This is a genomic window from Pantoea sp. PA1 (genome assembly GCF_056856975.1).
The window spans coordinates 103,457-115,501 of the sequence record NZ_JBXGEE010000005.1 but is presented as its reverse complement, the minus strand read 5'-3'; the positions used below and the strand labels follow the sequence as shown (position 1 = coordinate 115,501).

The 12,045-nt window shown below is 57.8% G+C and carries 12 protein-coding genes; 11 read left to right on the top strand and 1 reads right to left on the bottom strand.

The annotated features are described in order from the left end of the window. Positions 1-3 precede the first annotated feature (3 nt). The 3 genes from ftsE to rpoH all read left to right on the top strand — a co-directional run bounded on the left by ftsE (position 4) and on the right by rpoH (position 2,744). Positions 4-672: a cell division ATP-binding protein FtsE gene (ftsE, locus tag AC1V0D_RS18115; protein ID WP_009087798.1), complete on the top strand. Its 669-nt coding sequence runs from the start codon at positions 4-6 to the stop codon at positions 670-672. Continuing rightward, complete coding sequence (gene ftsX / locus AC1V0D_RS18110) at positions 662-1,645, top strand: permease-like cell division protein FtsX (RefSeq protein ID WP_009087796.1); 984 nt, start codon at positions 662-664, stop codon at positions 1,643-1,645. Before ftsE ends, ftsX begins: the two co-directional genes overlap by 11 nt. Positions 1,646-1,886: 241 nt before the next feature. Next, entirely contained in the window at positions 1,887-2,744 is an 858-nt protein-coding gene (gene rpoH / locus AC1V0D_RS18105) for an RNA polymerase sigma factor RpoH (protein WP_009087795.1), read from the top strand. Positions 2,745-2,798: 54 nt separating this feature from the next. On the opposite strand, the gene panM is transcribed toward rpoH, so the two are convergent. Beyond that, positions 2,799-3,221 carry an aspartate 1-decarboxylase autocleavage activator PanM gene (gene panM, locus AC1V0D_RS18100; RefSeq protein ID WP_167429066.1) on the bottom strand — a complete coding sequence of 141 codons (423 nt, stop codon included), beginning with the start codon at positions 3,219-3,221 and terminating at the stop codon, positions 2,799-2,801. A 395-nt stretch (positions 3,222-3,616) separates the two neighbouring features. On the opposite strand from panM, the gene AC1V0D_RS18095 reads away from it, so the two are divergent. The 8 genes from AC1V0D_RS18095 to ugpE all read left to right on the top strand — a co-directional run bounded on the left by AC1V0D_RS18095 (position 3,617) and on the right by ugpE (position 12,045). After that, the gene (locus tag AC1V0D_RS18095; protein WP_009087791.1) at positions 3,617-4,729 is read left to right on the top strand and encodes a branched-chain amino acid ABC transporter substrate-binding protein; all 1,113 of its coding nucleotides are present in this window, start codon (positions 3,617-3,619) and stop codon (positions 4,727-4,729) included. A 134-nt stretch (positions 4,730-4,863) separates the two neighbouring features. Further along, positions 4,864-5,790, top strand: a complete 927-nt coding sequence (gene livH, locus AC1V0D_RS18090; RefSeq protein WP_009087789.1) for a high-affinity branched-chain amino acid ABC transporter permease LivH — start codon at positions 4,864-4,866, stop codon at positions 5,788-5,790. Continuing rightward, complete coding sequence (locus AC1V0D_RS18085) at positions 5,787-7,058, top strand: high-affinity branched-chain amino acid ABC transporter permease LivM (RefSeq protein WP_009087787.1); 1,272 nt, start codon at positions 5,787-5,789, stop codon at positions 7,056-7,058. Before livH ends, AC1V0D_RS18085 begins: the two co-directional genes overlap by 4 nt. Beyond that, positions 7,055-7,822 (top strand): high-affinity branched-chain amino acid ABC transporter ATP-binding protein LivG, encoded by a 768-nt coding sequence (gene livG / locus AC1V0D_RS18080; RefSeq protein ID WP_009087785.1) that lies wholly within the window; start codon positions 7,055-7,057, stop codon positions 7,820-7,822. The genes AC1V0D_RS18085 and livG overlap by 4 nt, the downstream gene beginning before the upstream one ends. A gap of 1 nt (position 7,823) precedes the next feature. Beyond that, positions 7,824-8,537 (top strand): high-affinity branched-chain amino acid ABC transporter ATP-binding protein LivF, encoded by a 714-nt coding sequence (gene livF, locus AC1V0D_RS18075; protein ID WP_033736083.1) that lies wholly within the window; start codon positions 7,824-7,826, stop codon positions 8,535-8,537. Between the two features lie 404 nt (positions 8,538-8,941). Next, complete coding sequence (ugpB, locus tag AC1V0D_RS18070; RefSeq protein WP_482907844.1) at positions 8,942-10,258, top strand: sn-glycerol-3-phosphate ABC transporter substrate-binding protein UgpB; 1,317 nt, start codon at positions 8,942-8,944, stop codon at positions 10,256-10,258. Positions 10,259-10,315: 57 nt separating this feature from the next. Next, positions 10,316-11,203: a sn-glycerol-3-phosphate ABC transporter permease UgpA gene (gene ugpA / locus AC1V0D_RS18065; protein ID WP_009087778.1), complete on the top strand. Its 888-nt coding sequence runs from the start codon at positions 10,316-10,318 to the stop codon at positions 11,201-11,203. Beyond that, positions 11,200-12,045: a sn-glycerol-3-phosphate ABC transporter permease UgpE gene (gene ugpE, locus AC1V0D_RS18060; RefSeq protein ID WP_046100748.1), complete on the top strand. Its 846-nt coding sequence runs from the start codon at positions 11,200-11,202 to the stop codon at positions 12,043-12,045. The genes ugpA and ugpE overlap by 4 nt, the downstream gene beginning before the upstream one ends.

Here is a 12,045-nt window from a genome sequence, read left to right as displayed (position 1 = left end):
AGGATGATTCGCTTTGAAGAGGTCAGTAAGGCATATCTCGGCGGACGTCAGGCGCTGCAGGGGGTAGATTTCCATCTGCGCCCCGGCGAAATGGCGTTTCTCACCGGCCACTCCGGTGCCGGTAAGAGTACCCTGCTGAAGCTGATTTGTGGCATTGAGCGCCCGAGTGCCGGAAAAATCTGGTTCAGTGGCCATGACATTTCCCGTCTGCGGAACAGTGAAGTGCCGTTTCTGCGTCGTCAGATCGGCATGATCTTCCAGGACCACCACCTGCTGATGGATCGCTCGGTCTATGACAACGTGGCGATCCCGCTGATTATCTCGGGCGCCAGTGGCGAAGATATCCGTCGTCGCGTGTCGGCCGCGCTGGATAAAGTGGGTCTGCTCGACAAAGCGAAAAGTTATCCGATTCAGCTTTCTGGTGGTGAACAGCAGCGTGTCGGCATCGCCCGTGCGGTAGTGAACAAACCGTCGGTGCTGCTGGCGGATGAACCGACCGGTAACCTCGACGACGCGCTGTCAGAAGATATTCTGCGCCTGTTCGAAGAGTTTAACCGCGTTGGCGTCACCGTCCTGATGGCAACGCATGACAGCGGCCTGATCGCCCGACGCAACTACCGGATGATGACGCTGAATCAGGGACGCCTGCACGGAGGCCACGATGGTCAATAAACGCATTAAACGTCCGGCGGCACCGAAAGCAAAGCAGCCGTCGAAGAGTAAAGCGCTGAAAGGTGGCTGGCAGGAGCAGTGGCGCTATGCGCTGCGCGGCACCCTCTCTGATATGTGGCGTCAGCCGCTGGCTACGCTGCTGACGGTGATGGTGATCGCCATCTCCCTGACCCTGCCCAGCGTCTGCTACATGGTGTGGAAAAACGTCAGCCAGGCGGCGACCCAGTGGTATCCGGCACCGCAGTTAACCGTCTATCTCTCCAAGACCCTGGATGACAGCGCGGCCGAAAATGTGGTGGCGCAGCTCAAGCAGGTGGAAGGGGTGGATAACGTCAACTACCTGACGCGCGAAGAGGCGCTGAACGAGTTCCGTAACTGGTCAGGCTTTGGCGGCGCGATGGATATGCTGGAGCAGAATCCGCTGCCCGCCGTCGCGATCATTACGCCGAAGCTCAATTTCCAGAACTCCGACACCATGCAAAGCCTGCGCGACCGCGTGACGAAAGTGCAGGGCGTGGATGAAGTCCGGATGGATGACAGCTGGTTTGCACGACTGGCCGCGCTGACCGGGCTGGTGGGGCAGATCGCGTCAATGATTGGCGTACTGATGATCGTGGCGGTGTTCCTGGTGATCGGCAACAGCGTCCGGCTCAGCATCTTCGCCCGGCGTGACACCATTAACGTTCAGAAGCTGATCGGCGCGACGGATGGCTTCATCCTGCGGCCTTTCCTCTATGGCGGGGCGCTGCTGGGCTTCAGCGGAGCGGTGCTGTCGCTGCTGCTGTCGGAAGTGCTGGTGCTGCGCCTGCAGTCGGTGGTTGCCAGCGTGGCGACCGTCTTCGGCACCACCTTCTCGCTGGAAGGCTTCTCCTGGGATGAAGCGCTGCTGCTGCTGCTGATTGCGGCGATCATCGGCTGGGTGGCGGCCTGGCTGGCCACGGTACAACATTTACGCCGATTTACGCCGCAGTAAACGCCTGCAACATTTTTTTGTTATAATGGTCCTCTGCTACCGACAGTGTATGCAGAGGACCTTTCCCCCTCTTCCCTTCCTGTCATCTGTGTGTAAAATATTCACTGCTATAATTGAACTTGTGGATAACTTTCACACTCTAAGTAGCACAGATTGCTTTCGGATTTCGCGCGACGTTGACTTAATGTATCGTCTGCGCAGGGAAATGTGCGGCAATTCCATTGAATTTGTGAGGGTTTGAATGACCAAAGAAATGCAAACTTTAGCTATTGCTTCTCCGGGTACCCTGGATTCTTACGTCCGGGCTGCCAACACCTGGCCGATGCTGTCGGCAGAAGAGGAAAAAGCGTTAGCTGAACGGCTGCATTACCAGGGCGATCTGGATGCAGCTAAGACGCTGATCCTGTCACACCTACGCTTTGTAGTTCATATCGCTCGTAATTACTCCGGTTACGGCTTGCCACAGGCTGACCTGGTTCAGGAAGGTAATATCGGCCTGATGAAAGCGGTGCGCCGCTTCAACCCGGAAGTTGGCGTGCGCCTGGTTTCATTCGCCGTGCACTGGATTAAAGCCGAGATTCACGAGTACGTGCTGCGTAACTGGCGTATCGTGAAAGTCGCGACCACCAAAGCACAGCGTAAGCTGTTCTTTAACCTGCGTAAAACCAAGCAGCGTCTGGGCTGGTTCAATCAGGACGAAGTTGAGATGGTTGCGCGTGAGCTGGGCGTAAGCAGCAAAGACGTACGTGAAATGGAATCGCGTATGGCTGCCCAGGATATGACCTTTGATATGTCTGCCGACGATGAGAGCAGTGAAGGCCGCTCCATGGCCCCGGTGCTCTATCTCCAGGATAAGACCTCTGACTTTGCTGATGGCATTGAAGAGGATAACTGGGACGCACACGCCGCTGACAAGCTGAGCTATGCGATGGAAGGCCTGGATGAGCGCAGTCAGCACATCATCCGCGCCCGCTGGCTGGACGAAGACAACAAAACCACGCTGCAGGAGCTGGCCGATCAGTATGGCGTTTCAGCCGAACGAGTCCGGCAGCTGGAGAAGAACGCCATGAAAAAACTGCGTATGGCGATCGAAGCGTAATACCCACAGGGGCGACAGCATGTCGCCCCTGTTGCTTTCTGTCACCCCGGACTGTCACACCTCTTCCGCCATCCCCTCTGCGTCATCTGTTGCCCGTATCCAGCCGTCACTCTGCGCCCGGAAGCCGCACGCCTGCATAAACGCCGCCCGCACCTGCTGATCGTCACTGCCATCATCGGCAATCCACCAGTCCGCTATCGATCCGTTCTGCGCAATCGTCTCTTCCAGCAGGTAGTGGCCCACACCGCGTCGCCGCGTCACGTCACGCACCGCCAGCCGGTGGATCTTGCCGTGCGTACCGGAGATTTCCAGCTGTAACCCCGCCAGCAGCCGATCGTTAAAGCGCGCCGCATAGAGACGATGGCGCTCATCCAGCCGCTGTTCCAGTTCCTGAATGTTCAGATCGGGCCAGACCTTGCCCAGATCGATGTGGTCCTGCGGCGTCAGCGTGGTTAAACGCTGGATAGTCAGCTTCATAACAAAAACCTCTAAAAAAGGGGAAAGTGCAGCGAAAGTATACAACCAGAGCGCCACCACATTTTCATCAATAAAACAGGTCAAAAGATGGCCTGGGTGCCAGGATAATAGGTGTAAACAGGTTAAGCCTGCGATCAACCCAGCATAATGCGCTGGCAAAGTGGTGAAAAACCGGCCATTGCCTCCAGTGTATTATGCTGTTTCACTCAGTCAATTCTGAATATGTCAGTTGATTTACAGAAGAAACATCCTGTTTAATAACCTGAAAAATAAAGCCTTATTACTAAAAAATGCCAGAAAAGTACGCTAACTCCTTCATGATCAATCAGTTTTCGACTTTATCTGGCAATGCACGCACTCACAACATACACGACAAAACAGATGGGGTAGTCAGGATGAAAATGAAAGGTCGCGCATTACTGGCGGGATGTGTAGCACTGGCGATGAGCCATGCGGCGCTGGCTGAAGATATTAAAGTGGCGATTGTTGGCGCAATGTCAGGTCCGGTGGCGCAGTACGGCGACATGCAGTTCGCGGGCGCTACTCAGGCGATTGAAGATATCAACGCCAAAGGCGGCGTTAACGGCAACAAACTGGTTGCGGTGAAATATGATGACGCCTGTGACCCGAAACAGGCCGTTGCGGTCGCGAACAAGGTGATTAACGACGGTATCCGTTATGTTATCGGCCATCTCTGCTCCTCTTCGACCCAGCCTGCGTCTGACATCTATGAAGATGAAGGCGTGCTGATGATTACCCCGGCGGCGACCGCACCTGACCTGACTTCCCGCGGCTATAAACTGATCATGCGCACCACCGGTCTGGACTCTGACCAGGGGCCGACCGCAGCCAAATACATTATGAGCGAGCTGAAGCCGCAGCGTATCGCCGTGGTGCACGACAAACAGCAATATGGTGAAGGCCTGGCGCGTTCCGTACAGGAGAGCCTGAAAAAGCAGGGCGCGAACATCGTCATGTTTGAAGGGATCACCGCAGGCGACAAAGATTTCTCTACGCTGGTGGCGCGCTTTAAGAAAGAGAACGTCGATTTCGTCTATTTCGGCGGCTACTACCCGGAGATGGGCCAGATCCTGCGTCAGGCGCGGGCGGCCGGTCTGAAAACGCAGTTTATGGGACCAGAAGGGGTGGGCAACGCCTCCCTGTCGAACATTGCCGGTGCGGCGTCTGAGGGCATGCTGGTCACGCTGCCGAAACGCTACGATCAGGTTGAAACCAACAAACCGATCGTTGACGCGCTGAAGGCGAAGAAACTTGATCCGACCGGTCCGTTCGTCTGGACCACCTATGCCGCGCTGCAATCGCTGACCACCGGCATGGAACGTAGCAAGAGCGAAGAGCCGGACGCTATCGTGAAGAACCTCAAAGAAGGGGCTGCGGTGCCAACCGTCATGGGCAACCTGAACTGGGATGAAAAGGGCGATCTCAAGGGCTTTGAATTCGGCATCTTCAAATGGCATGCCGATGGTACCTCGACCGCAGTGAAGTAAACCAGGCGGTTTTCTGGTGAGCCGGAGGCCAGCTAAGCGGTCTCCACTGACCGGCGACACGAACGCCTGGCACACCGCTGCCAGGCGTTTTTTGTACCCCGATCGCCTGCGATCGGATAAGTAAGGGTTAAGGTATGTCCGAGCAGTTCCTCTATTTCATTCAGCAGATGTTTAACGGTGTCACCCTCGGGAGCACCTACGCGCTGATCGCCATCGGTTACACCATGGTTTACGGCATTATCGGCATGATCAACTTCGCCCACGGCGAGGTGTACATGATCGGTAGCTATGTCTCCTTTATCGTGATTGCCGCCCTGATGATGATGGGCATCGACACCACCTGGCTGATGATTGCGGCTGGCTTTGTGATGGCAGTCATTATCTCCAGCGCTTACGGCTGGAGCATTGAACGCGTGGCCTACCGGCCCGTACGTTCCTCTAAGCGCCTGATTGCGCTCATCTCCGCCATCGGGATGTCGATCTTCCTGCAAAACTACGTCAGCCTGACTCAGGGCTCACGCGACCTGGCGCTGCCGAGCCTGATCACCGGACAGTGGACGGTGGGGGAGAGCAACGGGTTTGCCGCCACCATCTCAACCATGCAGATTGTTATCTGGGTGGTGACCTTCCTGGCGATGCTGGCGCTGACCACCTTTATCCGCTACTCCCGCATGGGCCGCGCCTGTCGCGCCTGCGCTGAAGATCTGAAAATGGCCAGCCTGCTGGGCATTAACACCGACCGCGTGATCTCGCTGACCTTCGTGATCGGGGCCGCGATGGCCGCGGTAGCAGGCGTGCTGCTGGGCCAGTTCTACGGCTCGATCAACCCCTTCATCGGCTTTATGGCAGGGATGAAAGCGTTTACCGCCGCCGTGCTGGGCGGGATCGGCAGTATTCCGGGCGCGATGATTGGCGGACTGGTGCTGGGTATCGCTGAAGCGCTGACGTCAGCCTATCTCAGCACGGAATATAAAGATGTGGTTTCGTTTGCCCTGCTGATTGTGGTGCTGCTGGTGATGCCGACCGGGATTCTGGGTCGTCCGGAGGTTGAGAAAGTATGAAGACCTCGTTTATCAACGCCCTGATCGCCTCGGTAATGCTGCTGGTGCTGGCCACCTTCTTTATGGGACTGCGCCTGACGCTGGATGGCACAAATCTGGTGGTGCAGAACGCGGGCAGCGTGCGCTGGAACTGGATCGCCGCAGGCTGTGCGGTGGTGTTTCTGTTCCAGCTGCTGCGTCCGGTCTGGCAGAGCAGCCTGAAGAAAGTCTCCGGTCCGTCGCTGGTGTTGCCGGGCTTTGATGGCTCAACGCCGAAGCAGAAGCTGGTGATGGCGGTGCTGATTATCGCCGCAGTCGCCTGGCCTTTCCTGGTGTCACGCGGCACCGTGGATATCGCCACGATGACGCTGATCTACGTGATGCTCGGCCTGGGCTTGAATGTGGTGGTGGGCCTGTCGGGCCTGCTGGTGCTGGGCTACGGTGGCTTCTACGCCATCGGTGCCTACACCTTTGCGCTGCTGAACCACTACTACGGCCTTGGCTTCTGGCAGTGTCTGCCGCTCTCCGGCATCGTGGCTGCGCTGTTTGGTCTGCTGCTGGGCTTCCCGGTGCTGCGACTGCGCGGCGATTATCTGGCCATTGTGACGCTGGGCTTCGGTGAGATTGTGCGTATCCTGCTGCTGAACAATACTGCGCTGACCGGCGGACCTAACGGCATCAGCCAGATCCCTAAACCGACTCTGTTTGGCCTGGAGTTCGGGCGTACCCCGCGCGAAGGCGGCTGGGATACCTTCCACAACTTCTTTGGCCTGAAGTACGACCCCAGCGACCGTATCATCTTCCTCTATCTGGTGGCGCTGCTGCTGGTGGTGGTGACGCTGTTCGTGATCAACCGGCTGCTGCGGATGCCGCTGGGCCGCGCCTGGGAAGCCCTGCGTGAAGATGAGATCGCCTGTCGCTCTCTGGGACTCAGCCCGACCCGCATCAAGCTGACCGCCTTTACTATCAGTGCCGCCTTTGCCGGATTCGCCGGCAGCCTGTTCGCGGCGCGCCAGGGCTTTGTCAGCCCGGAATCCTTTACCTTTGTCGAGTCCGCCTTTGTGCTGGCGATTGTGGTACTGGGTGGCATGGGATCGCAGTTCGCGGTGATTCTGGCTGCCATTCTGCTGGTGGTTTCCCGCGAGCTGATGCGCGATCTCAATGAGTACAGCATGCTGGTGCTGGGTGGCCTGATGGTGCTGATGATGATCTGGCGTCCGCAGGGCCTGCTGCCGATGAAGCGTCCGCATCTGAAGCTCAGAACCGGTAAACAAGGAGAAGAGGCATGAGTCAGCCTTTATTAGCCGTTGAAGGCCTGATGATGCGCTTCGGCGGTCTGTTAGCCGTAAACAATGTGGCGCTGGAGCTGCGTCCGCAGGAGATCGTTTCGCTGATTGGCCCTAACGGTGCCGGGAAAACCACGGTGTTCAACTGCCTGACCGGCTTTTACAAGCCAACCGGCGGCAGCATCACATTGCGTGACCAGCATCTGGAAGGCCTGCCGGGTCAGAAGATTGCGCGCATGGGCATTGTGCGAACCTTCCAGCACGTACGCCTGTTCCGTGAGATGACGGTGATTGAGAACCTGCTGGTGGCACAGCATCAGCACCTGAAGAGCGGCCTGTTTTCCGGCCTGCTGAAAACGCCCGCGTTTCGCCGCAGTGAGAGCGAAGCGCTGGATCGCGCGGCGACCTGGCTGGAGCGGGTCGGCTTACTCGACCTGGCTAACCGTCAGGCGGGCAATCTGGCCTATGGTCAGCAGCGCCGGCTGGAGATCGCGCGCTGCATGGTGACGCGCCCGGAGATCCTGATGCTGGATGAGCCGGCTGCGGGCCTCAACCCCAAAGAGACCCACGAGCTGGATGCGCTGATTGCGGAACTGCGTGGCGAACACAAGGTTTCGGTGCTGCTGATTGAACATGATATGAAGCTGGTAATGGGCATCTCTGACCGCATTTACGTGGTCAATCAGGGAACGCCGCTGGCTAACGGAACGCCGGAAGAGATTCGTAATAACCCGGATGTCATTCGCGCCTATTTAGGAGAGGCCTGAGATGGCAAATGCGATGTTAACCATTGAGAACGTCAGTGCGCATTACGGCAAAATTCAGGCGCTGCACAACGTCAGTCTTTACATCAATCAGGGCGAAATCGTCACCCTGATTGGTGCCAACGGCGCCGGGAAAACCACGCTGCTCGGCACGCTGTGCGGCGAACCGCGCGCGACCCAGGGCACCATTACCTTTGATGGCAAAACCATCACCGACTGGCAGACGGCGCGCATCATGCGTGAAGCGATTGCCATCGTGCCAGAGGGGCGGCGGGTCTTTTCGCGCATGACGGTGGAGGAGAATCTGGCGATGGGCGGCTTTTTTGCCAGCCGTCCGGACTACCTGTCGCGGATCAAGCGCGTGTATGAACTCTTCCCGCGTCTGGCGGAGCGTAAAATCCAGCGCGCCGGCACCATGTCCGGCGGTGAGCAGCAGATGCTGGCCATTGGCCGTGCGCTGATGAGCCAGCCGCGCCTGCTGCTGCTGGATGAGCCGTCGCTGGGACTGGCACCGATCATTATTCAGCAGATTTTCGACACCATTGAGCAGCTGCGCAGCGAGGGGATGACCATCTTCCTGGTGGAGCAGAATGCCAATCAGGCGCTGAAGCTGGCGGACCGGGGCTATGTGCTGGAGAACGGGCATGTGGTGCTGGAAGACACTGGTGCAGCATTACTCTCCAACGAAGCCGTCCGCAGCGCGTACCTGGGTGCCTGATGGGGCACGGCCTGGCTGGCTTGCCAGGTTCCGGTTGGGCAGTGCTCGCCATCCTCACGTACTACGTGTACGCTCCGGTGGCTGCGCGCTGTCCGCCCGCAACCTGCCTGCGCCGCCGACGGCCTTTGAAAGTGATGCGGAATGTGCCGACTACGGCCTTCAGCTTCAGTGAAGTGAAAGTCGCAGTCAGGCCTTTTCAGCGTCTAATCGCTCTGGATTTATGTAACTAAAAACTGGCAGCATGGGCGTTTTGCCGCCGCGCTGCCAGCGTCCTCTTTTCCTCAATAAAGCCTGTCACCCGCCTGTCATCTGCCTGTTATTAATCCGTCATTTTCCCGTGTCATGTTACTCCGCGAACCAGAAATCCGTGATTTCACGCGTATTTACCTGCACAGGAAAATTCTATGTCCGTCGTTACCTTTCGCCGTAGCCTGATGAGCGCGCTGCTCGGTCTGACCCTCAGCGGCCATGCCATCGCCGCCACCGAGATCCCTTTCTGGCACTCCATGGAAGGCGAGTTAGGCAAAGAAGTCGATTCGCTGGCTCAGCGCTTTAACCAGACCCATCCCGATTACAAAATCGTTCCGACCTACAAAGGTAACTACGAGCAGAGCCTGGCGGCCGGGATCGCGGCAGTGCGCAGCGGCAAAGCGCCTGCGGTGCTGCAGGTTTATGAAGTGGGCACGGCCACCATGATGGCTTCACAGGCGATTGTGCCGGTGCATCAGGTCTTCAAAGATGCCGGTATCCCCTTTGATGAAAAGCAGTTCGTGCCAACGGTCGCGGGCTACTACAGCAACAGCAAAGGCCAGCTGATCTCTCAGCCGTTCAACAGCTCCACCCCGGTGCTCTACTACAACAAAGATGCCTTTAAGAAAGCGGGTCTGAATCCCGATCAGCCCCCGAAAACCTGGCAGGAGCTGGCCACGGATGCCGCCGCGCTGCGTAAGTCGGGCATGAGCTGCGGCTACGCCAGCGGCTGGCAGGGCTGGATTCAGATCGAAAACTTCAGCGCCTGGCATGCGCTGCCCGTCGCCACGGAAAATAACGGCTTTGACGGCCTGGATGCGGTGCTGGAGTTCAACAAACCGGTGCAGGTGCGTCACATCGAAATGCTGGAAGCGATGAACAAAAAAGGGGACTTCACCTACTTTGGCCGCAAAGATGAGCCGACGGCGAAGTTCTACAACGGCGACTGCGGCATCACTACCGCCTCCTCCGGTTCGCTGGCCGATATCCGTCACTACGCAAAATTCAACTTCGGCGTCGGCATGATGCCGTATGACGACACCGTAAAAGGTGCGCCGCAGAACGCCCTGATTGGCGGAGCCAGTCTGTGGGTGATGAAAGGCAAAGATGCAGCAACGTATAAAGGCGTCGCGGAGTTCATGCAGTTCCTCGCGAAACCGGAAATCGCGGCGGAATGGCACCAGAAAACTGGCTACCTGCCGATTACCACTGCCGCCTATGAGCTGACGAAACAGCAGGGCTTCTACGACAAAAATCCGGGTGCAGATATCGCCACCCGTCAGATGATGAACAAACCGCCGCTGCCGTTCACCAAAGGCATACGTCTGGGCAATATGCCGCAGATCCGTGCCGTGATTGACGAAGAGCTGGAGAGCGTCTGGACCGGTAAACAGTCGCCGCAAAGCGCGCTGGATAACGCGGTCAAACGCGGCAACGAACTGCTGCGTCGCTTCCAGCAGCAGGTGAAGTAATCTGCCCGACAGGGCCAGTGCAGGCTGGCCCTCTCTCTTTCTGAATCAGAGTGCGCTATGTCTTCTTCTCGCCCGGTTTTTCGCACCAGCCTGCTGCCTTATCTGCTGGTACTGCCGCAGTTACTGATCACTGCGGTCTTCTTTCTCTGGCCTGCCGGTGAAGCGCTGTGGTACTCGCTGCAAAGCCTCGATCCCTTTGGCCTCTCCAGCCGCTTTGTCGGGCTGGAAAACTTCAGACGCCTGTTTGCCGATCCCTACTATCTCGATTCGTTCTGGACCACCCTGACATTCAGCGGCATGGTCACGGGGTTCGGCATGCTGTTTTCGCTGCTGCTGGCGGCGCTGGTCGATTATGTCGTGCGGCTGCGCCGCCTCTATCAGACCCTGCTGCTGCTGCCCTACGCCGTTGCGCCGGTAGTGGCCGCGGTGCTGTGGATGTTTCTGTTCAATCCCGGTCTGGGCCTCTTCAGCTACCTGCTGCACCACATCGGCTATGAGTGGAACTATGCGCAGAACAGCGGTCAGGCGATGTTCCTGATTGTTCTGGCGTCGATCTGGCAGCAGATGAGCTACAACTTCCTGTTCTTTTTCGCTGCTCTGCAGTCGATCCCGAAATCGCTGGTGGAAGCCGCCGCGATTGACGGTGCCGGGCCGGTGCGACGCTTCTTCAACCTCTCCCTGCCGCTGATTGCGCCGGTGAGCTTCTTTCTGCTGGTGGTGAATCTGATCTATGCCTTCTTCGACACCTTCCCGGTGATCGACGCGGCTACCGGCGGCGGGCCGGTGCAGGCGACCACCACGCTGATCTACAAAATCTACCGCGAAGGCTTCACCGGTCTGGACCTCTCCTCGTCGGCGGCGCAGTCGGTGGTGCTGATGCTGCTGGTCATCGGGCTGACGGTCATCCAGTTCCGCTTTGTTGAACGTAAGGTGCAATACCAATGATTGAGAATCGACGCGGGCTGGATCTCTTCAGCCACCTCGTGCTGGTACTGGGCGTGCTCACCATCCTGTTTCCGCTCTACGTCGCCTTTGTCGCCGCAACGCTGGATAACGAGGCGGTCTATCAGGTGCCGATGACGCTGGTGCCCGGCACCCATCTCTGGGAGAACGTCTCACGCATCTGGACTCACGGCGTCAACGGCAGCGGCCCGGCATTTGGTCTGATGCTGCTTAACAGCATGATCATGGCGCTCGGCATTACCTTCGGCAAAATCACCGTGTCGATGCTGTCGGCGTTTGCGCTGGTCTGGTTTCGCTTTCCGCTGCGCACGCTCTTCTTCTGGCTGATCTTTATCACCCTGATGCTGCCGGTGGAGGTGCGTATTTTCCCGACGGTGCAGGTGATTGCCGATCTCAATCTGCTCGACAGCTACAGCGGGCTGACGCTGCCACTGATGGCTTCAGCAACCGCCACCTTCCTGTTTCGTCAGTTTTTTATGTCGCTGCCGGATGAGCTGGTCGAAGCGGCGCGCATTGATGGGGCCAGCGCGATGCGCTTCTTTATCGACATCGTGCTGCCGCTCTCCAGAACCAATCTGGCGGCGTTATTCGTGATCACCTTTATCTACGGCTGGAACCAGTATCTCTGGCCGCTGCTGATTATCAATGACGCCAGCCTCGGCACGGCGGTGGCGGGGATTAAAAGCATGATCTCCAGCAGCGGTTCGCCGACCCAGTGGAACGAAGTGATGGCAGCAATGTTATTAACCCTGATCCCACCGCTGGTGGTGGTATTGGTCATGCAGCGTGCCTTTGTGCGCGGTCTGGTTGAGAGTGAGAAATAA